Below are 23,281 nucleotides of genomic sequence, written 5' to 3'. Positions count from 1 at the left end.
ATGTCAGGCTGCGTTTTTTAAGATCGCGGACCAACTAAAAAATGAGCGGGGGCCTGGAACTATTATAAAACCCGTATTTTCAGCTATCTTGACGGTCACTTCAAAATCTTTTTTTGACACATGGAACAATTTCGGTTCCACTATCAAGATCTGTCCCTTTTCGTTCAGGATAGATTTTAGCTTTTTGAAGAACGGTTCTTTATCGGGAATTTCATGAACCATATAAAATGCCAACCCGAAATCTATCTTTTCCGACACGTTTATGTCGTCTTTTTCACATTTCACAAGCTTAATTCTTTCTTCCAGGTCCGTTCCACGGAGTTTATCTCTGAGTTTTTGCAGCATTCCTTCCTGCAGATCGGCCGCGATAACTTTCCCGTTCCCGCCGACCATTTTGGCCAATTCAATTGAAAAAAAGCCGGGGCCGCATCCGATATCCAGCACGGTCATCCCTTCTTTAATATACGGAGCCAGTATTTTTTGCGAATTTTGCAGCCACTTCCTGATTTTAGTATCGAGCGAACCCGCAAGTTCAATGGGGCAAACTCTATTTCTTTCATTATTCATATTATCCCGACGGAAAACGTTTTATACTTGACCCGCTTGTTGCGTTGAATTACTGCGCGTACTTTACCAGGAACATGTCGGAACCTCCCTGATTCGTATTCCCGTCAAGTCCGCCTTCGGTTGACCCGGTAACATAAACATTGCCGGAAGAGTCTGCCGCTACGCCGGAGTTTAAATCGGATGAAGCTGTTCCAAACTGTTTGGTCCAAAGCTTTGCGCCGGAAGAGTCATACTTAACCAGAAACATGTCGTACCCGCCCGCGTTCGTATTCCCGTCAAGCCCGCCGGCCGTGTACCCGGAAACATAAACATTGTCGGAAGAGTCTATCGCTACGCCCCGGCCTTCATCGTATAAAGACGTTCCAAGCTGTCTGGTCCATCGCTTGACACCGGCGGTGCTGTATTTGACCAGGAACATATCGTAATCGCCCTCATTCGTATTCCCGTCAAGGCCGCCGTTAGTGCGCCCGGTAACATAAACATTACCGGAAGAGTCCGTCGCCACGCCGGAGCCGAAATCCGACCCGTTCGTCCCAAGCTGTCTGGTCCAGAGCTTTGCGCCGGAGGTGCTGTACTTGACCACGAATATGTCGTACCCGCCCGCGTTCGCAGCCCCGCCAAGCACGCCGTCCGTATAGCCGGTAACATAAATATTGCCGGAAAAATCCGTCGTTACGCCGGAGCCAAAATCGCTTGAAGGCGTTCCAAGCTCTTTGGTCCATTTCTTATTGCCGGAAGAATCATACTTGACCAGGAACATGTCGCCGCCGCCTGCATTCGTATTCCCGTCAAGGCCGCCGTTAGTGTCTCCGGCGACATAAACATTGCCGGAAGAGTCCGTCGCCACACCCCGGCCTTCATCGTATGAAGACGTTCCAAGCTGCCTGGTCCATTGCTTGATGCCTGAGGCGCTATACTGGACAAGGAACATGTCGTAATCGCCCTCATTCGTATTCCCGTCAAGGCCGCCATAAGTGCGCCCGGTAACATAAACATTGCCGGAAGAGTCTGCCGCCACACCCCGGCCTTCATCATATGAAGACGTTCCAAGCTGTTTGGTCCAAAGCCTTGCTCCGGAAGCGTCATACTTGGCCAGGAACATGTCGTAATCGCCCTCATTCGTATTCCCGTCAAGGCCGCCGGCGGTGCGCCCGGTAACATAGACATTACTGGAAGAGTCCGTCGCTACGCCGTAGCCGTCATCCGTGGAAACAGATCCGAACTGTCTGGCCCACAACTTGTCGCCGCTGGTAATTGCGGGCGTGCCGGTCACTTCCTCGCTTAACGCGGATTCACCGGAAGCGTTTTGCGCGGACACGCGGTAGTAATACGCATGCCCGTTCGTCAACCCGGTATGCGCATAGGGGCTGGCAACGCCGCTGATCCTGGTTGAGGCTGTAGTTATGCCCGCTGAAACGCCCCAATAAATATTATAAGACACAGCTTCGGCAACGGCATCCCATGAAACTGTGTTTTGCACGTTACTTGACGCAACAGCCGCATTCTGCGGAGCATCCGGTATGGTTATTATTATGGGCGTGCCCGACACTTCCGCGCTCAGAGCTGACTCACCCGCCGCGTTCACCGCCGTTATGCGGTAGTAATACGCCTGCCCGTTCGTCAACCCGGTATGCTCACAAGGGCTGACCGCGCCGCTGAACTTGGCTGAGGCCTTAGTTATGCCCGCTGCGACGCCCCAATAAATATTATAAGACACAGCGCCTGTTACGGCATCCCATGAAACTGTGTTTTGCCCGTCGCTTGCCGTAACAACGGCATTGCGCGGCGCGTCCGGTACCGTTATCGCGGATACTTCCGCGCTCAAACCGGATTCCTCCTTCGAAGTCATAGCTGTTACGCGGTAATAATATGTCTGCCCGTTCGTCAACCCGGTATGCGCATAAGGGCTTGCCACGCCGCTGATCCTGGTTGAGGCTTTAGTTATGCCCGCTGAAGCGCCCCAATAGATGTTGTACGCTGTCGCCCCGCTTACCGCGTTCCATGAAACCGTGTTTTGCGCGTTGCCCGTGGAAACAGCCACATTCTGCGGCAAGGCCAGCAAAGGCGTGCCGGCCGCTTCCGTACTCAGTATTGACTCCCCCGCCGCGTTCTGCGCGGACACGCGGTAATAGTATATCTGCCCGTATGTCAACGCGGTATGCGCGTAGGGCATGGTTGCGCCGCTGATTTTGGTTGACACTTTGGTTACTCCCGCCGCGGAACCCCAGTAAATATTGTAAGAGGAAGCTCCCGAGACCGAATCCCAGTTTAAGGTTATTTGTCCCGTGCCGTTGACTCCGGAAACACCTTCGGGACGCAATGGCAGTAAAGCTGAAGGTGTTATCTGGGCTACAGGCGTAAGGTTGGACTCTATGCCGTCCGATACGGATGAAATTGAGTAATAGTAAATTGCGCCGTTAGCCAGTCCCGTAAGGATATACGGGCTGGTTACCCGGGTCGTTTTGTTCAGCGGCCTTATAGCCTGTAACTGCGGCGTGTCGCCCCAGTACAAGTTGTAGGAGGAAGCCCCGGGCACGGAAGCCCAGGTTATTTCAGCCGCGCCATTGCCGGCCTGGCCGGAAAATGACGCGGGGGTGTTTTTTGTTTTTGCGGCGGACAGCACTTTTTCATCCAGCTTGGCCACTTGCTTTTTTACCGCTCCAGGCAAACCTGCGCTTAAACCGGCATAGGAGCTGAATGAGAAATTAAAAGTTATCAGCAGGAAAAGAACTGTTTTTCTCATTGTTCTGCCTTATTTAGCTTGAAAAATGCAGTTGCATTTTTCCCTTCGCAGTGACTCTGGCCTGTCGCTGGCCTATGGCGCTGTCAGCGACTGAGCTCAGGTGCGCTTCGCGCGGTATACACCCTTGCGGATCTGGCGCGCAGTGCACTGGATCCGCAACCCGCTGCTGCGGGGAATCCCGGCCGTCTGATAGCCATAGGCCCCTATAGTAGACGACCCTTTCCCAACACCTTAAGGGACACCGCATGGCGGTTTCCCCTCCTACACAGGTATTGCAATAATTCTGTTCACCTGATTTCTCAATGGAAACCGGGTTGAACTGCAGGATTCGGGTTAAAATAGAAATTAACGCCGAAATTTAAAACAAACTCCAGGCCGCTCTGCCTGAGGGCTGATTTGTTGTCTTTTAACGCTATATAAAACGGCCCGGCATCGGTTTGAACGGATATGCGCTTAGATAAAAAACACTCCACCCCTGCTATTGCGCCGAATGCCGCGCCGTTGCCTTTGCTTAATTGACCTTTAAACGATATGTAATCGCCCTCTGCGCCAAGAAAAGGGCGCAGCCGCGCATTGTTGAAACCGAAAACTGAAGGATAATAATACAACCGCGCGCCGCCGGTCAGAATTTTATCCACATATTGCCCTCTCAGCTCGGCCGCAAAACTGTCCGGAAGGAATATTTTTAAATTCCCGCCGGGATAATTTACTCCCAATGCGGCAGAGCGCCCAAACGTTTCCTGGTCCGCGGCGTAAGTATTTCCACCTGACGCTAAGGATAGAAGCGCGATCAGGCAGATAAAGCAAGCTGCGGAAACGTATCTCATAATTAAGTAGCTATACCCCTGATATCAATATATCAAATCATTCCGGCTATGTCAGGCTGATTTTTCTTTTAACGCCTGATGTTGCAAACACCCGCTATTGTACGCCATTGCACATATCTAGCGCGCTTTTTTCGCTTCACCGGCGGCAAAAAAGCGGTGCCCTTTTGGCCCATTTTTCCCTGGGCCTTAAAACAACGGATTACAAGGCTTAGGGCCGTCGGCAAAATCTCTCAAACCTGCTATCCTATAAACATGGCAGCGGAAACACTAAAGGGGGAGGGTAAAAACATTATGAACAAATTAGCGATAGCAGCGGTACTTATTGCCGCCGGAGCCGGTCTTGGCCGGGCGGCTGACTTGGAAACCTCAAAAATTTCTTTCAACCTCGATTCCATAAAGCTTTCGGATATTCAGAAAGCCGGTCCCAACGGCAACATGAACGGCGGGCATGGCGGCATTCCGGTGCCGGGCCAGCCACACCCCGGCCCGTGGCACCCGCCCTTTCCACCGCAGCCCTTTCCGCCACAGCCTTATCCGCCGCAACCCTATCCGCCCCAGCCCGGTCCCTGGGCCACTCAGACTTTAAATTTCCAAAGCGGACAGTTCTCTTTCAACAATGAGGCGCAGGCTTCCATGGACGAGGCCGTCAGGCAGCTTAATGCGGCCGGTTATGCGGTCATGGAAAGCCGCCTGAACTGGACTCAATACACACTGGTCTTCTCGGCCCCGGCCCGCGCCCAGATCAAACAATACACCAGCGGCCAGTACAGCTTCAACAACGAAGCCAAAGCCGGAATGGACCAGGCCGTAGCCGCCTTAAAGCAGAGCGGAAAGATCATCCTGGAAGCCAGACTGAATTGGACTGCCTTCACCATCAGCTACCTTGACGGAATCGGCGGAGGGCATAATGAAGACTGGAACACCCAGAAGTTAACCTTCCAGAGCGGACAGTTCTCTTTCAACAATGAGGCGAAGGACGCCATGGATGAGGCCGTCAGGCAGCTCACCGCGGCCGGATACCCCATCCTTGAAAGCCGCCTGAACTGGACCATGTACACCATAGCCTTTACCGCGCCCGCGCGAGCGCGGATACAGAGCTACACCAGCGGTCAGTACTCTTTCAACAATGAGGCCAAAGCCGGAATGGACCAGGCTGTTAACTCCATGAAGCAGAGCGGGAAAATAGTTCTGGAAGCCAGGCTGAATTGGACCGCCTTCACCATCAGCTATCTTGAGGGCGCCTATCGCCGGTAAAGTATTCTTTGAACCTTAATCAAAGGCGCGGCTCAAAAAGCCGCGCCTTTTTTTATTGTTTGGAGGTTGGACAGCTTTACATTAATGTGAAGCTGTAATAATTTTGTGTGTGACTTCATGGGTTCGCAGGGCCTGTCCAGCTCTTTTGGCTTCGCGGCAACAGTCAATTATACAAGCTGGAGCTAATTAGCCATGGTTCCTGGGCCAAAAGGGCTGGGCCTGTCACCGGACCGGAACGCGGGGACAGCCGCCCACACCGTGGTCGGCTTCCACCAATCATCTTCGGCGCTTGCGCAAGCCTCAGATTCGCGAAGGCCCCGCTAACCCGGCTCCGGCGTCACCCGCTCCATTTATTTTTGCCTTATTTCGCGTGAAGACTTGAAGTTAATTGAAGAGGGAAGCCAGGCGGGTGACCTCTTCCAGAATGCGTTTCACATAGGCCGTGCCTATATAACCTTCACGCTGGAAGAAAAACCTGAATTCATTTCCGGAAAGCTTCAGCCGGGAAAATCCCGCCTGGTCGATAAAAATATTATTGCCACGCCGGGCTTCGGTGAGGGGCTGGATCACGGCCTGCGCCAGATTGCAGCGCACCGCATAATAATCCCATTACGGAACGGACGGGAGCTGGGCACCTGCATGGCAATGAGCGCCAAAAATTAAAGCAGACTGGCTCCTTTTTTAATGGTTTTCACCGGCCCCTCTCCGACCGGCGTTCTGGTATTTAAAAATTAAACCTCCCCCGACGAAAGTCGGGGGAGGCGCACTTTTTCTCAAAAAAATAAATAATATCCGCAATCAACACAAAGGCAACTGTCTTACTTCCCCCTCCGTAGCTTTACCTATAGTAAACTCAATCGCAGGGGTTTACGGCTCCGGGGCCGGTGGACCAGCAATCCGAAAACGACGCGAAGCAGCCGCCGTAAACGCGGAATGAACTGCCGTTGGCGGTAACGTCCGCGTAACAGCGCATCTTCCCTTCCGAATCCCGGCAGGCCCAGGAATCCAGCGTCCCGTCCTGGTCCTTGACGGTGCAGCCGCTGCCCGGCGCGGGATCAGGATTTACATCTATTGAATCGCAGGGGTCTTTAACCGCGGCAGAACCGCTCCACCAGCAGTCCGAATAAGAAGCCGCGCAGCCTCCGTTGACGCGGAACGTTTTCCCGTCGACATTTACGTCCGCGTAGCAGCGTATCTTGCCGTCCGAGTTCCGGCAGGCCCAGGAATCCAGCGTACCGTCCTGCGCCGTAACGCTGCAATTTCCGCTTTTATTCGTTGCGGGGATACCTAAACGGAATTTAACTTCCCGGCGCGGCATCTCGGCTTTGTCGGCGATCGGTTTTTTTATTTCATTTTTTTCAGGAACCGCGGCTGAAGGAGCCGCAATAGCGGGTACTGATAGTTGTTCGTTGTTGGCGGCGTTTTTCAGCTCATTTATTGAAACCTGCTGGGCGAACGCCGGCGCGTATAAGCCGCACACGGTCAAAATCATAAGAACTTTTTTCATGTTTTTACCTCCGCCTTTCGGCTGAACCCAAACAATATACCTATCTATTGATATTGTAGCACCGGTGTATTTTTGCAAAAAGGGCCTTAAGGGACTATTTTTGTCAGACTTTGGACCTATTTCAAAAAAAACGGTTGGAGCGCAGGCGGAACTCAGCTGCGGATAAAAAAACAACGGGCAACGCTCTGCGATGCCCGCTGTGATATCCGATTTGGAGGGATTACGGGGTCAGGGCTTCAGGTCCTTGCGCAAAATATTCATGTCCGCGTTGAATTTGCTGTTCTGCTGCAGCGCCTTGTATATGGCATCCCCCAGGTTTTTGCCGGCCTCTATATCCGAAGGGTGGTGCACGCCGCCTATCACGCGATTCAGCGCGGCCTGGTCGGCGTAGGACATGAATTTGGCGGAGCTGGCCGGAACCAGATCCGAAAGTATAAGCCCGAACACGCGGGCCGTTGTAGAGTGGCCGCTCGGATAGGCGTAACCGCCCTCCCTGTTAAGGCAGGGGGTAATAGCGGAATCGCGCAGGAAAGGCCTGGGGCGCTTGTATTTCTGCTTCTGAAGGTACACTATTGAGCCGGCGTCCGTCCTGACTTTATCTAATATGCTTTCCACTTCTGAAGGTCCCGGGTTGCCGAAAGGGCTTACCTCGCCAAAAAATTCGTCATAGGTAGCGTTTGCCTGGGCGTTCGCCGCCACGCACTGGGCCTCGGTGCGCTCCACCTGCCAGCGCCTTACCGCAGCCAGGTCTTCATTGTCCACGGCGGAACCGGCGGCGGGGGCCGGCGGCACCTGAGACACGTCCACCTGCCCGGGTGAAATGTAATAGACTTTATCCGACGGTTTATCAAAGATGCCGAGCGGGTACGCTTCCAATACCGGAGCGACCGGTACGGCCTCCGGAGATATACAGGGAAGCCCTGAAAAAGCGGCGAAGGAGCCGAGGTCTTTAATAGCGGAGCCGGCGAAAAGCCGGGCCGGCACAACAGCGGACGCGGCAAGCGATATAAGGAAAGCTGCGGAGATGAGCCTGCGGGGGAGTATGGTCTTGTTGTTCATAGGTTCCTCTTAAGCGTGGTGTTTTTTGCGGCTCCAACGTAATGCAAGGATACTATAGCAAACGACCTGACAATTATCAAATATAAAAAATGGGACATAATACCCATGCGGCTTGCTACAGGTATTATGTTCCCTTACTGACTTACCAGGAGTTTGTAAGCTCTCCTATCTCGCTCTGGACGGCGTCCAGTATCTCGCACCGCCTGACGGCTTCGGTCATGGCGTTGTGATCGATAAAGAGCGGGCGGTCTTCGTCCAGGTGCTTGACCACCTTGCGGATGGCGCCGTGGGCGGCGCGCGTTCCCTTTCCCACCGAGAAGTCCCTGAAATCAATACCCTGCGCGGCGGCTATCATTTCTATCGCCAGAACGCTTTGCGCGTTGTCCAGTATCTGCCTGGTTTTAAGCGCGGCGTTCATTCCCATGCTCACGAAATCTTCCTGGTCCGCGGCCGCGGGAATGGACTGTATGCAGGAGGGAGCGCTCAATATGCGCTGCTCTACAATAAGCATATCCGCGGTATACTGGCTGAGCATTAAGCCGGAGAACATCCCGGCGCCCTTGGTCAGGAACGCGGGCAAGCCCACGCTTAAAGCCGGGTTCAGCAGGCGGTTCAGGCGCCTTTCGGACAGCACGCAGACCATGGTAACGCCCGCGCCCACCATATCCAGCGGCATGCTGATAGGCGTCCCCTGGAAATTGGCGCCGGTCAGCACGGTGTCGCTTTCCGCCAGGAAAATGGGATTGTCGGCCACGCCGTTAAGTTCTATTTCGAACTGTTTGCGGGCGTAAGCGAGATGGTCCCTGAAGGCGCCTATTACCTGGGGCGTTGAACGCATGGAATACGCGTCCTGCACTTTCACCTTCAGTTTCCCCGTAACAAGGTCGGAGCCGGCCACCACGGAGCGTATATTGGCGGCGGTAGTTACGGCGCCTCTGAACCCCCTGAGCTCGTGAAGGCGGCTGTCATACGGCTTCATGTTGGCGAGTAACGCCTCAAGGGTCATGGCCGCAGTTATTTCCGCCTGCTTGACCCAGCGTTCGGCATCGTAAATTTCAAGGCAGCCCATGCCCGTTATCAGGTTGGAGCCGTTTATGGCGGCAAGGCCGTCGCGCGCTTCCAGCCCCGGCACGGGGATGCCGGCTTTTTCCATGGCCGCTTTGGTGGGCATGCGCGCGCCCTCATAAAAACTTTCGCCTTCGCCCATGAGCGAAAGCGCCAGCTGGCTCATGGGAGCAAGGTCGCCGCAGGCACCCACGCTGCCCTTTTCGCAGACCACCGGCGTAACACCTTTATTCAGCATTTCCACATAGGTCATAGTTATTTCCGGCCGGCAGCCCGAATAGCCCCTGGTGTGGACATTTATGCGGCCCAGCATCGCCGCGCGCACATGCTCTATGGGGCAGGGCTTGCCTATTCCGGCGGCGTGGTTGTATATCAGATAGCGCTGGAATTGTTTGACCTGCTCGTCGTTGAGCACCATTTCCGAGAATTCGCCTATGCCGGTGTTGACGCCGTACATTATCTCGTGAACCGTAATTTTTTTCTCAAGCATGGCGCGGCATTTCCTTATGCGCGCGAGCGCGTCGGAAGTCAGCTGCACTTTTTCGCCATGGCGCGCGACTTTAACCACATCCTCGATCGTAAGAGCGGCTCCGCCCACTTTTATAACCATAAATAAAACCTCCTTAAAATAGCGTCCGCCGGAAAATTTTTCGGGGACACCTTAATTCTAATAAATTACCGGCCCGTTTTGAAAATTACAGGAGCCGGCTGCTTCATTTTCACCCGTTATTTTCAATAAACTGCTTCTTTAAGTAAAACTCCCCCGATGTCCGTCGGGGGAGTTTAACCGGGTCTTGCGGGCGGATTTATTTTATTTCTTCTATCTTCTCCACATAATTTATGTTGCGGGCTTTCATGCCGGCTATCATGAATTTGTATGCCTTCTCTTCCATTCCGAAGTATTCGGGCGGGCAGATGCCTTTTCTTGTAAACACTCCCGCGGCGAACATCCTTGCGGCCACGGTGCCCGCGTAGCCTGTTGTCCGAGCCATCGAGGTATTGCCGGTTTTATCGTCGTAACGGTCAAGCAGGTCGTAGGTTACGCGCGTTTTTTTGCCGTTCTTCAGGCCCTCGACTATAACGCGCATCACGGTGAAATCCTTCTCGCCTTCCTTAAGTTTCCACATGGGGAACAGCAGCTTCGCGGTGAAGTCAAGCGGCCTTATGGAAGCCCCCCCTATCTGGACCGGCTCTTTTGAAAAAAATCCGGTTTCCCGAAGCACGCGCATTTTTTCTATATGCCCGGGATACCGCATGGTCTTTTCTTTCATGTTGGGCATTTTCAGTGTGTCGGCCAGCGTCCGCAGCCCGTCGGTATTGAACGCTTCAAGGGTGCCTACTCCCTCAAAATCAAGAAATTCGGGGTCGGAAAGAGCGGGCCTTGTAACAAGAACGTTGTTTTCTATATAGCGGGCGGGCCGGGTGTATTCCTCGATAACATCCACCGCGGAAAAAACTATTTTATACTCGTAAGGCCAGGTGCGCACTTCGGGAAGCCCGCCCACGTAGCAAATGCAGGTGTCGGCGCTGTCAAGCAGTTCCACTCCCCGCGCGCTGAGCATATTGCTGCAGCCCGGCGCCACGCCGCAGTCAACTATAGCTGTAACGTCGTTTTTCTTCGCCAGCTTGTCCAGCAGGAAAGAGTTCTCCGGAAAAAAAGAAATATCGACGATGTTGCGCTTCGCCTCTATTACGCTTTTGACGGTTTTAAAACCCATAAAACCGGGCAGCGCGCCTATGATAAGGTCGAATTTGGACGCGACTTCCCTGACTTTGGCATCTTTTGACAGATCCGCGCAAACAAGCGCCAGCCGCTTGTCCGAACGCAGTTTGTCGAGAGATTTTTCCGAGCCGTCCAGGACGGTTATTTTCCAGTTCTTTTCGTCCGCCAGGTCTTTCGCCATCGTAGAACCCACAAGCCCCGCTCCGAATACTCCTACGTTCATAATTGCCTCCGGTTTCTAAAAAATTTACACGACCATTATACCTTAATCCGCAAAGCGGACGAATTTCGGTCCTACTGCTTTTTTACGGGTGAATAATCGGCCGCCGGGTCCACGACTTTAACATAAGGCCCGTTCCAGGATCTGTAAAAAACATCGTTCAGCGTTTCAACGGCGGCGGCGCCCGCGATTATCACGGCGGCGCCCCTGGTGTCGTAAAAATAGTTCCGGCTCCAGTTGGAGGTGCTGATAAAGCCGTATTTATCGTCGGCCACCAGATATTTACAATGCTCCACCCGGGCAAAGGGCACGAAACCGCCGCTGTATTGCGGCAGCGAAGAGATCTTGACGGTTATATTTTTAACTTGGGAAAGGTCCTTTATATCAGGGTCCCCCTTGCCGCCCATGGACCAGTCGGCGAAAATAAGCCGCACCGATACGCCTCTTTTTGCGGCCTCTCGGAAAGCGTTATCCAGCTCTCTCCATTTCTCCTTGTCGCCGTACTCTTTGAGCGAATATGTCATAACCTGGGCGGACAGGCTTTTTTTCGCTTTTTTTATAAGCCCTGTCAGCTCGTCTATTTCCGCGCCGAACTTTTGCGGCTTAAGTTCTTTCGGGCTGAATGCCGCGTAATAAGAAACTTCCCGGCCGTTTAAAAGGGCTTTTTCCGGGTTTTTCGGGGTGACGGCGGCGGAAACGGGGGATTTAAAATATTTCACGCCGTCCGCTTTGTTACCCGAAGCGGCCATAAGCCAGTCGGCCTCAAAAACAGTTTCAAAGGTTTTGGCCGCGCGCGGACTTTCTATTTTAAGGCCGATTTCGTGTATATGCTTAAGCGACCGCCAGTCGAAGTTCTGGCTGCCCACATAAACGGATTTTGAATCCGCCACGAAAAACTTTGAGTGTTGTATCCCGCCGCCCAGCTTTTTGTAATTTATCACGCGCGTTTCGATATTGGCGGCGGTACCCAAATCCGCGAGCGGTGCGCCGGATTCTTTCATCATGACGCTGTCAACCATTACGCGGACTTTGACGCCCCGCCCCGCCGCGGATTTTATGGCCGAAAGGACCTGCTCCATGGGCTCTCCGGGCGCGGTAGCTATGTAAAACTCCTCTATATCCAGAGTTTTAGCCGCGCCGTTTATCATTGCCAGCCACACTTCAAGCGGGCGCGCGGTCAAAGTTGAGCCGTACACAGTTTCTTCCGGAACCGATTCCGCAATAGTAAGTTCAGCCGCTTTAAGATTGAGCGTCAACGTTAAAAGCGGTAAAATTTTAAGAAATAGCTTCATTTTTCCTCCATCACACATTTAAAGGATTATACAAACAATAGGCCAGCCGGCAAAAAAGGTCAGAGCCGCGTATATCCATTGGGGGGAACTACTTGGGGGTTTGGGTTAGGGAGGAGTATACGCGACCCTGACATAAATATCCTAGCAAGACTTCCGCTTTAAAATCAAGATGGACAGGCCAGGAGTTTAAATCGTTAGTACAACAAGCGGTGGAACGTATATGTGTCGTGGCTGCAAGTTCGGGGGTCCTGCCGGCGGAATAGCGGAATATTTGAGCAGGGTTAATAATTAAGTATACTTTGGCTAAGGAGAAACCATGAAAACAAAACTGCTTAAAAAAATCGAATCCTACGAATCATATGCCGTTGAACTTCAACGGGGCCTGACCGCCATACCAGCGCTCTCCCCTTTAAGCGGCGGCGACGGCGAATACGACAAAGCCCTGTGGCTTGAAGGCGAACTGAAAAAACTCAAATTTGATTCCATAGAATGGATAAACGCTCCGCAGAAAGAAGCCAAGAACGGCGTACGCCCGAATATTGTGGCCCGTTATAAAGGCAAGAGCCATGCAAAGACCCTTTGGCTGATGTCCCATCTTGATATTGTTCCTCCGGGCGAGGCAAAACTTTGGAAATCGGACCCCTACAAAATGGTGGTGGAAGGGCGCAATCTTATAGGCCGCGGGGTGGAAGACAATCAGCAGGCCACGGTTTCAAGTATTCTCGTGGTCAAGGCCATGATGGAACTTAATTTCAGGCCGGAATTCGACATAGCCCTGCTTTTTTGCGCCGACGAGGAAACCGGCTCCGGCTTCGGGGCCGACTACCTCGTTGACAAAAAGCCGGGCATTTTCGGCAAGGACGATATGTTCTTCGTTCCCGACTCCGGCGCCGAGGACGGCTCGGCCATAGAGATAGCCGAAAAGTCCATAATGTGGATGAAAGTCACCACGCACGGAAGGCAATGTCACGCCAGCCGCCCCAGCCTGGGAATAAACGCCTTCAAAGCCGCAAGCGAACTGGTGGTAAAGTATAAGTCGCTGTATGAAAAATTCCCGTACACGGACGAATTGTACGAGCCGCCCATAAGCACCTTCGAGCCCACCAAGAAAGAAGCCAATGTGCCCAATGTGAACACCCTGCCCGGCGAAGATGTGTTCTATATGGACTGCCGCGTTATGCCGGTGTACCAGCTTTCGGAAGTTAAAGACGAAATGCGCCGCCTGGCAGGAGAAGTGGAAAAAATGTACGGCGTAAAAATAACTTTTGAGCCCCAGCAGGAAGCCCAGGCCGCCCCCCCTACCTCAAAAGACGCGGCCATAGTAAAAGCCGTGGAAAAAGCCATAAGGGAAGTTTACAAAGTGGAACCTAAAGTGATGGGTATAGGCGGCGGCACCGTGGCGGCCTGCTTCCGGCGGCTGAACCTGCCGGCTGTGGTCTATTCGCGACTCAATGAAACCGCGCACCAGCCCAATGAATACTGCATATTGGACAACCTGATAGGCGACGCCAAAGTATTCGCCCTCTCGGCCTTAATTCTGGGCGAGAAACATTAAAATACAAGATCAAAAATTAAGGCTCAAGGTTTAAACCTTGAGCCTTAATTTTTTACGTTCACGAATTTTCCGCCGGAAAAATCCGGCTACGGTCTGGTGAGTTTTTTATACTTTATCCTGTGCGGCACATCCGCCGCGGCGCCCAGGCGCTCGCGCTTGTTCTCCTCATAGGCGGAGAAGTTCCCCTCGAACCACACCACACTGCTGTCGCCTTCAAATGCGAGCATATGCGTGGCTATGCGGTCCAGAAACCAGCGGTCGTGGCTTATTACCACGGCGCAGCCCCCGAAATTTTCAAGCGCGTCTTCAAGAGCCCGCAGGGTGTTCACGTCCAGATCATTGGTGGGCTCGTCCAAAAGCAGAACATTGCCCCCCTCTTTAAGCATCACGGCCAGGTGTACCCGGTTGCGCTCGCCGCCTGAAAGTTCGCTCACTTTTTTCTGCTGGTCCTGCCCGGTAAAGTTAAAGCGCGCCACATAAGCGCGGGAATTCACTTCCAGTTTACCCAGGCGCACCGTATCGGCTCCGCCTGAAATAACTTCCCACACGTTCTTGCCGGGATCAAGCGAGGAACGGGACTGGTCGGAATAGGCCAGCTTCACGGTTTCCCCCACCTTAAAAGAACCGGCATCCGGCTTTTCGGAGCCGGTTATCATTTTAAACAGCGTGGATTTTCCGGCGCCGTTGGGGCCTATAATGCCCACAATGCCGCCCGGCGGCAATGAGAAACTTAAGTTATCCATCAGCACTTTGTCGCCGTAAGCTTTTGAGATCTTAGCCGCTTCAATGACCAGACTGCCAAGCCGGGGGCCGGGCGGAATAAAAATTTCCAGGTCTTTGGCCATTTTTTCCCCGCCCTCGCCGAGCAAATTCTCGTAGGCGGTTATGCGGGCCTTGGACTTGGCCTGCCGGCCGTGCGGCGACATGCGCACCCACTCAAGCTCGCGTTTTAAAGTTTTCTGCCTGTCGCTTTCCGCTTTCTCCTCCACGCGCAGGCGGTCGCTTTTCTGCTCCAGCCACGACGAATAATTGCCTTTCCAGGGTATGCCCTGTCCGCGGTCCAGCTCAAGTATCCAACCGGCCACATTATCAAGGAAATAGCGGTCATGGGTGACGGCTATAACCGTGCCCTTGTATTCTCGCAGATGATGCTCAAGCCAGGCCACCGACTCGGCGTCCAGATGGTTCGTGGGTTCGTCCAGAAGCAGGATATCCGGCTTTTGCAGCAGCAGCCGGCAAAGCGCCACCCTTCTTTTTTCTCCGCCGGAAATTATTTTAACGGGCGTGGCTCCCTCCGGGCAGCCAAGCGCGTCCATGGCCATTTCAAGACGCGAATCCACGTCCCAGGCGTCCAGGGCCTCTATTTTTTCCTGCGCTTTGGCCTGTTTTTCCACCAAAGCGTTCATTTCCGCGTCGGACATGGGCTCGGAAAATTTTTCGTTGATGGCGTTATACTCTTTAAGCGCGGCCATGGTTTCGGGCAGGCCTTCCTCAACCACCTCGCGCACGGTTTTTTCCTCGTCCAGTTTCGGCTCCTGTTCAAGCAGTCCCACGGTGTGGCCGGGGGAAAGCACGGTTTCGCCCCTGAAATCCTGATCCAGGCCGGCAAGGATGCGCAGCAGCGAGCTTTTACCCGAGCCGTTCAGCCCCAGCACTCCGATCTTGGCGCCGTAAAAGTAGGAAAGATAAATATCCTTAAGCACCGCCTTTTTATCGTAATACTTGCTTACTCCGACCATTGAATAAATGATCTTGTCGGGTTTTTCAGCCATATAGTCTCCGTCTTAACTGCGGTATCCGGTATTCGGTTACCGGTAACCGGTTACTGGTCACTGGCAACTTGTTACCACCGCTGTATATATTAACAAAGAGCGGGGCGCCGGCGCGAGAGCGCGCGCAAAGGGTTATTATTTACCTAGTGCCGGACTGGGCCTTTTGTCATGAAATAGGCGGACTTTTGGCTCATAAGAATATTCTTACTGTTTCGTATACTATGACTGAGCGGTTTAGAACAGTCTGGAGGGAAAAAATTACGAATAAAATCTTTATATCTTTGTTCGTCATAAGCCTGGCCGGCGGCGCGTATGCCGACGAATTTATATTACCGGCGATGGATGCCGCCGGCATAAAAGCCTCCGCCTCAACGCAACTTCCCGCAGTGAAACCGGAGAAATCCGTACGTGCGAACACGGTCACTATCTATTTCTGCGGCACGGCCATAACAAAGGACTGGTGGAGGGCCGAAGACGCCCACAGCCCGGACGGTTCTTCCGGCTTCTGGTCCTCTGAATTGGTTTCGACCCTCTTTCATGAGCAGGATGCCGACTCCTATAAACTTGTGGTAAACGGGATAGGAACGGACGACCTCCCCGGCTCAACCGCCGCATACCCCGTAAAAACCTCACTGGACGAACAGTTCGATATCAATTCCCTGGACCAGAACAGCAAAGGCCTGTACGGACAATACTTTCCCAGCTCTTTTCTAACGGCGCGGGACTGGAACAAATGTGTGGATGAGGCCGTAACCTACATCAATTCCGTGCTGGCTTCGACCACCGGAGATATAACGCTTAACCTGGTGGGGCACAGCCGCGGCGGAGTATTGACGATGCTGACCGCCGATAAAATCAAGAACAATCCCAGGATCAAAACTATCAATATTCTGGCGTTGGAACCTGTTCCCGGAGACGGTTCGGTGCCAGCCGTCACTTATAGCCTGAACGAGAAAATAAAAAATTATATCGGGCTGTACGCCGAAGACGAACGGACCTGGATGTTCGAGCCTGTTATCCCGGCGGCCGGTCCTGAAACGAACACCTGGCTGCTCAGGCTTCCCGGAAGCCATGAGGCTATGGCCGGCAACACGCAGAAGGACGGGCACTCCAAAAATTATTATATTTCGCGTCCCACGGGAGACGAAAACAAACATCTTCCCGAATTGGAACCTGTGGGGAGACTTGCGAAAATAATTGCGACGGAACTGCTCGCTTCGCGGGACTGGGGCGGGGTCAGATTCAACCGGAGCTGGCGGCAGGGAACCATTGAAGGCTCCAAAAAGGAGCTTATTAAAACCGCCGTGGATATGCGCTCGGCAGAAGCGGCAAAACTCTATCGATACCAGAGAACGGTCTCCTGGCTGCCTTCATTGATACCTTTTTACACTTCGCTGGAGGTTTTCAGCGGCGGCCGCGCCCAGAAGGTCAGCCGTTCCGAGGCGCTCTCCGGCTTTCAGAACGAACCGCGCGTGGTTTATAAAATGGAAGGCGGCGTGCTCCGAACCAGGGCGCTCAGCGAAGCCATTCCGGCCCGGGAGAACCCCAGGCAGATACTTAACAGGCTTATCGAACTTGGCGGGCTGAACTGATAACAAATCTCTAGTAAACATAAGCATCGGTGGAGCCGTTGTCCGCCACAATGATCTCTATACGGCCCGCTCCACCCAGTTACCGGGCGCGGGCTTGATGCCTTTGACCAGCCAGACCTCGACCGGCTCGCGCTTTCCTTTCACCGCGACCTTGCCCAGCGCCTCATAATCGACCCCGTCCCTGACCTTCTCGAAGGTGCCGGGGCCGATAAGGATCTGCCCCTTAAGAGCGTGGTGCTCGAGCCGCGAGGCCAGGTTGACCGTATCCCCGACCACGGTGAACTCCATCCGCTTGACCGAGCCCAGCCTGCCCGAGATGGCGATGCCCGTATTGACTCCGATGCCGATCGCGATGGGCTCTTCGCCCCGCTGGGCGCGCTTGAGATTCAGGGACTGCAGGGCCGCCTGCATCTCGAGCGCCGTGATGACGGCGCGCCTGGCATGGTCGGGCTGGTTATGCGGCGCGTTGAACACGGCCATGAGCCCGTCGCCGATGTATTTGTCGAGCACCCCCTCGTGGGCCGCTATAACTTCCACCATGACCCCGAAGTACTCGTTGAGGCTCTGGACCACGACGCCGACCGGGTGACGCTCGGAGTAGTCTGTGAAGCCCCGGACATCCGCGAACAGGATACTCACTTCGCGCTGGGTCCCCGCGAGGGAGGATGTCTCCGGCTCCCTCAGTATCTGCTCGGCCACCTGGCGGGACATGTATTTTCCCAGCAGTTCCTGAACCGCCTCGCGCCGTTGCAGCTCCGAGGCCAGCGTGTTGACGGCGGCCGCCAGCTGACCCAGTTCGTCTTTGCGCTTGACCTCCATGCGGACCGAGAGGTCGCCGTCCGTGATGGTCTTCAGGGCGTCCTTGACCTCGAAGATAGGCAGGGTCAGATGGTTGGAGAGGTACGCGCCGAGACAAAAGACCACCATTAGAATCAGCGGTGCTATGATTATAAAAAACCATACGCTTCCTCTCAAGATGTCGTAGATCTCCCCATAATTACGGCAAGCGAATGAGATCGCGCTGAATCCCGTCCCGACTTGGCCGTCAGCGATATTGTAGGCGACAAGCCAGGAATGGTCGCCCCGCTTCTCATCGAGCACCTCCCATTTGGGATCCGCCGATAATAGATTGCCCAGAAAGAAGAAGTTAGTAAATTGCCTCCAATCGCTGTCGTATTTCTTCTCCCTGTCCTCCCTGTCCTTGAGCATTTTGGTCGCGACCTCTTCGGGAATAGCTCCTTCGCCTTTCCAGGCGCGCACCGTCTTGTGGTCCGTCCATTCTATCCGCGCCACAGACCTGCCGTCCTGCCATACAGTCAACTCGCTCGGAGTCCATGGATAAGAAAGGGGCAGGGCCCTTCGCTCCAATTCCGAAAAAGGCAGGAAAGTCCCAAGCACGATAGCCTTCTTTCCAAGGTCACGGGGTATGGCGGAGAACTTAACGATCCGGCCGTAGAAAAGGCCTCCCTCGACACCTCTGATCAAGGTCAAAGGCCCCTCCCTTGCTGCAATCCGGTCCGCATAGTCGATATAGTCGATCCGGTCGTTCGCGGCTGTCGGCAAGGGCACCCCCCCTGACGAGGCGAGCGTGAAGCGGACCCGCGAGTCGTCTTCAAGCGTGCCGACGAATAGCGGCAGGGACCCGGCGGAAGGGGACAAGGACTTGGCGAGGTGCGGCAGGCCTTTCTTCAACTCGCCGGATTTCGCCATGCCGCGGACCTTCTCGACTTCGTTCATGAGCGCGCGATCGATCTGCCCGAAAATCGCCGATTGCACCACGGTCAAGCGCTCCGTGCTCCGGTCCGCCTCGATCTCAGCGCCCACATTGCTGAACAACACGTGGCCCTGCAAGATGACCGCCCCGATAGAGAAGATGCTCATCGCCAAAAGGACTAATTGGATGCGCAGGGTCATCCCTCCGAAACGCAGCCATGAACCTTGCGCGAAAACCGGTTTCCTGTCGGCCGCGGCGAGCGCCGCGGGGTTGAGCGCCGCTACCGCTTCGGTCGTCTCTCGAAGAAGCGCCTTGATCCTCTCGCCAAGCCTTCCGATAGGGGCGAACAAGGGGTAGCGGGAGACCACATCCAGGAGGCAGCCACCCGGCGATGGCTTGGCCGAGACGATGATCTCAAGCGGATATTCCCGCCACTCTGACTCCCAACAGACCCATTGGAAGACCCGCGCGGCCCGGTAGACCCGGCCGGCCCTGAGAGAAGCATCGCCGCGCGGCGTCACCGTGAACCCCGCGTCTTTGAGCATCTCCGCGGCCCTGCGCAGCGCCTCAGGGGAATCGCGGCCATAGGCTGCGGCGGCTTTCACCGTGCGGCCTTCCGTGCACAGAAACACGATAAAAACCAACCATGCCGGAAGAAGGCAGAACGACGCCAGAAGCGGCATGGACTCCAAGCCATAGATAAAGATGATGAAGGGTGACGACAACAGTATGAGCATGGGAAGGCCGATCGTTACGGCTACAGACCTGCGCAGCCGCCGCAACGGCCACGCCGCCGGACTATCCCAGAACCGATCAAGCATCAAGCGCAATCGTTCAACTATGCCCATGGCAATACCTCCGCCTCGCTATATGGATCTTGCAGGAAACGTAAAAGCAATTATAGTAACTTGACGCCCCTGGAACACATTTTCACCTTTGCAGAATCGCTGACCCAAAGGCTATAATACAAAAAGCGGGGGCTTTTTTATGAAATTCCGCAAAGCCCCCCACGACGGAGAGTTCACCAAGCGCGTGGTGAGACGGCGGGCCGGTTGTTTTAGCCGGCATTCCGTTCAATGGATGTCTATGAAGAATATTGCGATTATTGGGGCGGGTATAGGCGGGTTGACCGCGGGCAACCTTTTGGCGGCAAAAGGCTATAACGTGGCGATATTTGAAGCCCGCAATGTGCCCGGCGGATATATTTCCGGGTTCAGCCGGGAAGGTTTTTATTTTGAGGGCGGTACGCTGTCCTTTGAAAGTTCGGGTTCTATTTTCAAGGTTATGCGGGATATCGGGGTTTTCGACAAGCTTCAGTTCATAAAAATAAAACCGCGTTTCGTTTCGCAAAAGTATGACAAAGTCGTCGAAAGCTACGCCGGCTGCAGAAAAATGATCTTTGACGCGTACCCGGAAGAAAACAAAGAACTTGGAAAATATTTTCACGCTGTTGACGGCATGTATGAAGCCATGAAAAGATTAAATGCGCCTTCGCCGCTTTTATTTAGCGGTTTTCAGCGTTGGCGCAAAATGGTTCCTTTTATGTTCAACGCTTTCAGGGCGGCTGGAATATTCAAAGAATACAAAAATACGACCATAGAAAGTTTTACGGAACGGTTTTTCAGCAGGGACTCGGAGCTTTTTTCCGTTCTTTCAAACATTATGTATCCGGGCATGGGCGCGTGGATAATAGGCGGGGCGCTTCATGCCATCTGTGAAGATTATTGGACGGTGCGCGGCGGAATGCAGGAATGGGCCGACGTTTTAGCCGGCAGGTTTACGGAGTTAGGCGGCAAACTAAAACTAAATTCGCGGGTAGACGGCATTATAACCGAAAACAATCGCGTTGCAGGCGTTAAGGCCAACGGGGTTGAATACCCCTCAGACGTTGTAATTTCCGCCTGCGATTATAAAAACACGCTCTTAAAACTTTTGGACCATCCGGACCTGGTTGAGCAAAGCGAAAGGGAGCGGATTGAAAAAGCGCAGGTTTCGGAAGGCGTTTTTACGGTGTATCTGGGGTTGAAAATGCCGAATGATGAGCTTGCAAAAGCGCTTAAAACCGCGCATGTTTATTTAAACCCGGATATTTCCAAAGGAGGCAAAAGAGCGGACATTGAAGACACGAACGACGAGGACTTTTTCGCCAAAACCGCTTTAACGCTCTTTTCCCCGTCGGTAATGAATTCAGGGCTTGCCCCCGCGGGAAGATCTTCGCTTATGATACAAACCCTGGCCTCTTACGGCTGGATGAATAATTGGGGAGGCGGAGACAAATCTAAATATCGGAAGCTGAAAGAGAACGCGGGGAGCGCGCTTATAAAAAGGGGTTCTTCGCTCGTTCCCGGGTTAAAAGAATCAATATGTTTGGCGGATACCGCGTCTCCTTTAACGTATGAGAAATTTACCGGCAACACGCGGGGCGCAACCAGCTCCTGGAGCTGGAACCCGCATAAACGGTTTTATAAAAACGGGTTTAACATCCATATAGAAACTCCCGTAAAAAATCTGTTGATCGGCTCTTGCTGGGCAAGTCAAATCGGGGGCGTTCCGGGCGCCGTAATAGCCGCGCATCTATGCGCGGAGAAAACACATGGAATCCATTGTAACTCGGACGATACGCCGGCATAATACTGACTCACGCGGCGGATATGTCGCGCAGATCCCTGGTTTTCAAGGCTGTTTCCCAGCGGGAATTTGCGCGGCACCAGCCATCAGGTGCATAATATCCCTATACCGGGTCAGGCGCGCCGGTACCCGGTGCGAAAATTTAAGCCCCGGCCCATTTCATTAGCGGTTTTAAATATGATCGAAGGAGCCATCTATTTTGCCTTGATGTCCGCGGCCGCGTGCGCCTCGCCGGACCCGGTGCCCGCCCCGCAATACGTGAAGAGGGAGGCCCCCGCACAATACGCGCCGGCCGCGCTTTACCCGGCCTGCCTCGGTAAAACCGTCCCCATGCGGATGTCGAAAGAGATGCCGTACGCTGAGGTGCAGATAGGCGGCAGGCGCGGAACGTTTCTGCTGGATTACGGAGCCAATGTCTCATCCATCGACCTGAACGCGATGCCCGGAGTCAAGCCGGTTCAGGGCAGCTGCGACCCCGCGGCGCCGGGCCGGCAATGCGACTTTGAAGACTTTTCTTTTGTGGACAACCAGGGCAGCGTGTCCCTGCTTACCGCCGATTATTCCGGGCTTGTCCTGGACTCCAGGCAGGCCGGCATTATAGGCACGGATTTTCTCAGCGAGAACGCGTACACGCTGCTCTTCAGCAGGAACTCCTTTTCCCGTGCCGGCAGGAGAGAGTTCTGTTCGTCCGGCGCGCTGCTCGCCGCCGGTTTCTCCCCGTTGTCTACGGCCGGATATTTTTCTGACGATACCCGCAAGCTGCTTCCGCTGAATGCGCTCGATGAGAACTATTCCGGGCCGCTGTCGGTCCCGAACGTTCCCGCCGTGCCTGTCCGCGTGGCCGGCGTGGACGCGCTCGCGCAGATAGATACGGGCTACAGCGACTATATAGTGCGGCACTCCGTAAACATCAACCAGGCGCTCTACTCGCTTATAACCGCCGCTGATCCCGGCGCTCTGCTGCGCTGCCCCGAGAACGATAAAAAGCTGTCCACCTGCGTGCCGGGCCTGCTGGAACCTGTGGAAGCCTACCGCCTTAACAAGGGCGCGATAGAGTTCATAGCCGAGGACGGAAGCGCTGCGCGCAGCTTCCGGTCAGCCGTGGTTTACGTGAAGCGCACCCCGCCGGGGGCCATGGCCTGCGGCGGCATCGGCGCTCACACCAGACCGTCGGCCCAACTGGGCGGCTCGTTCATGGCGGACATGGAGACCGTGGTCTTCGACCCGTTCAGTTCGCGCGTGTGGATCCTTAAAGAGAAAACCGCTCGCTGAACCGTTAACACTTCCAGCCGTTTTACGCAGGACATTAGGAATCTGTAGTTGTTCGTAGTCGACATAAGGGCACTTATCGTAAGTTCCCCTCGCGTCTAAAGCTTCCGACCGCATCAAAAAACCGTAAAAATCGAATCAGTGCCGCTATAATACACTGCCTGCGCAGGTGCTGTACACGAATGGAACCCCCTCTAAACCTCGGCCTGGGAGCCCCCTGGCGGGCAGCACCCCCACGAGTTCAAATCGCTAGTGCAACAAGCGGTGGAATTTATATGTGTCGTGGCTGCAAGTTCGGGGGTCCTGCCGGCGGATTGCCCTTCGCCCCAGACCCGTGGGGGACCCAATGCCTACGCAGGTGCCGTATCAGGGCCTATGGCCATCAGACGGCCTCCCGTGGTCCCCCTCCACCCCGTATTGAGGGGTGGAGCCTCCTCTCCGCTACTGGGGCGCAGCGGGCAAACCCGCCGTCACCCCCTCCAATTATTCCCACG

The 23,281-nt window shown here is 54.3% G+C and carries 16 protein-coding genes; 5 read left to right on the top strand and 11 right to left on the bottom strand.

Annotation, left to right across the window (positions count from 1 at the left end; genetic code table 11):
- Positions 1-3 precede the first annotated feature (3 nt).
- The 3 genes from NTX59_12100 to NTX59_12090 all read right to left on the bottom strand — a co-directional run bounded on the left by NTX59_12100 (position 4) and on the right by NTX59_12090 (position 4,137).
- A complete protein-coding gene (locus NTX59_12100; protein MCX5786420.1) occupies positions 4-567 on the bottom strand; it encodes a class I SAM-dependent methyltransferase in 564 nt (187 codons plus the stop codon).
- 49 nt (positions 568-616) lie between these two features.
- Positions 617-3,310 carry an SBBP repeat-containing protein gene (locus NTX59_12095; GenBank protein ID MCX5786419.1) on the bottom strand — a complete coding sequence of 898 codons (2,694 nt, stop codon included), beginning with the start codon at positions 3,308-3,310 and terminating at the stop codon, positions 617-619.
- A 299-nt stretch (positions 3,311-3,609) separates the two neighbouring features.
- On the bottom strand, positions 3,610-4,137 hold the full coding sequence (locus tag NTX59_12090) for a hypothetical protein (GenBank protein ID MCX5786418.1): 528 nt from the start codon (positions 4,135-4,137) through the stop codon (positions 3,610-3,612).
- A gap of 291 nt (positions 4,138-4,428) precedes the next feature.
- On the opposite strand from NTX59_12090, the gene NTX59_12085 reads away from it, so the two are divergent.
- Positions 4,429-5,391 carry a hypothetical protein gene (locus NTX59_12085; GenBank protein ID MCX5786417.1) on the top strand — a complete coding sequence of 321 codons (963 nt, stop codon included), beginning with the start codon at positions 4,429-4,431 and terminating at the stop codon, positions 5,389-5,391.
- Between the two features lie 384 nt (positions 5,392-5,775).
- Here NTX59_12085 and NTX59_12080 read toward each other — a convergent pair whose 3' ends face one another.
- The 6 genes from NTX59_12080 to NTX59_12055 all read right to left on the bottom strand — a co-directional run bounded on the left by NTX59_12080 (position 5,776) and on the right by NTX59_12055 (position 12,257).
- Complete coding sequence (locus NTX59_12080) at positions 5,776-5,985, bottom strand: hypothetical protein (protein ID MCX5786416.1); 210 nt, start codon at positions 5,983-5,985, stop codon at positions 5,776-5,778.
- Positions 5,986-6,244: 259 nt separating this feature from the next.
- Complete coding sequence (locus NTX59_12075) at positions 6,245-6,898, bottom strand: hypothetical protein (GenBank protein MCX5786415.1); 654 nt, start codon at positions 6,896-6,898, stop codon at positions 6,245-6,247.
- A gap of 228 nt (positions 6,899-7,126) precedes the next feature.
- A complete protein-coding gene (locus tag NTX59_12070; protein MCX5786414.1) occupies positions 7,127-7,957 on the bottom strand; it encodes a phosphatase PAP2 family protein in 831 nt (276 codons plus the stop codon).
- Between the two features lie 142 nt (positions 7,958-8,099).
- Positions 8,100-9,632: an aromatic amino acid ammonia-lyase gene (locus NTX59_12065; protein MCX5786413.1), complete on the bottom strand. Its 1,533-nt coding sequence runs from the start codon at positions 9,630-9,632 to the stop codon at positions 8,100-8,102.
- Between the two features lie 196 nt (positions 9,633-9,828).
- Positions 9,829-10,968, bottom strand: coding sequence for a saccharopine dehydrogenase NADP-binding domain-containing protein (locus NTX59_12060; protein MCX5786412.1), 1,140 nt, complete (start codon positions 10,966-10,968; stop codon positions 9,829-9,831).
- A gap of 71 nt (positions 10,969-11,039) precedes the next feature.
- Positions 11,040-12,257 (bottom strand): phospholipase D-like domain-containing protein, encoded by a 1,218-nt coding sequence (locus NTX59_12055; GenBank protein MCX5786411.1) that lies wholly within the window; start codon positions 12,255-12,257, stop codon positions 11,040-11,042.
- Positions 12,258-12,573: 316 nt separating this feature from the next.
- Here NTX59_12055 and NTX59_12050 point away from each other — a divergent pair, with 316 nt between their 5' ends.
- A complete protein-coding gene (locus NTX59_12050; GenBank protein ID MCX5786410.1) occupies positions 12,574-13,812 on the top strand; it encodes a M20 family metallo-hydrolase in 1,239 nt (412 codons plus the stop codon).
- Between the two features lie 86 nt (positions 13,813-13,898).
- Here the strand turns inward: NTX59_12050 and ettA are convergent, their stop codons facing one another.
- Positions 13,899-15,584, bottom strand: coding sequence for an energy-dependent translational throttle protein EttA (gene ettA / locus NTX59_12045; protein MCX5786409.1), 1,686 nt, complete (start codon positions 15,582-15,584; stop codon positions 13,899-13,901).
- A 281-nt stretch (positions 15,585-15,865) separates the two neighbouring features.
- Between ettA and NTX59_12040 the strand changes: the two genes are divergently transcribed.
- Positions 15,866-17,176: a hypothetical protein gene (locus NTX59_12040; protein MCX5786408.1), complete on the top strand. Its 1,311-nt coding sequence runs from the start codon at positions 15,866-15,868 to the stop codon at positions 17,174-17,176.
- Between the two features lie 57 nt (positions 17,177-17,233).
- Here the strand turns inward: NTX59_12040 and NTX59_12035 are convergent, their stop codons facing one another.
- Positions 17,234-19,738 (bottom strand): adenylate/guanylate cyclase domain-containing protein, encoded by a 2,505-nt coding sequence (locus NTX59_12035; protein ID MCX5786407.1) that lies wholly within the window; start codon positions 19,736-19,738, stop codon positions 17,234-17,236.
- 139 nt (positions 19,739-19,877) lie between these two features.
- Between NTX59_12035 and NTX59_12030 the strand changes: the two genes are divergently transcribed.
- Positions 19,878-21,521 carry an NAD(P)/FAD-dependent oxidoreductase gene (locus tag NTX59_12030; protein ID MCX5786406.1) on the top strand — a complete coding sequence of 548 codons (1,644 nt, stop codon included), beginning with the start codon at positions 19,878-19,880 and terminating at the stop codon, positions 21,519-21,521.
- 174 nt (positions 21,522-21,695) lie between these two features.
- Positions 21,696-22,790: a hypothetical protein gene (locus NTX59_12025; GenBank protein MCX5786405.1), complete on the top strand. Its 1,095-nt coding sequence runs from the start codon at positions 21,696-21,698 to the stop codon at positions 22,788-22,790.
- Positions 22,791-23,281: the final 491 nt, after the last annotated feature.

It is taken from the genome of Elusimicrobiota bacterium (assembly GCA_026388155.1).
In the GTDB taxonomy this organism is placed as follows: Bacteria; Elusimicrobiota; Elusimicrobia; order Elusimicrobiales; family UBA9959; genus UBA9634.
The sequence above is the reverse complement of the archived record's forward strand: the minus strand, read 5'-3'. Positions and strand labels throughout refer to the sequence as shown.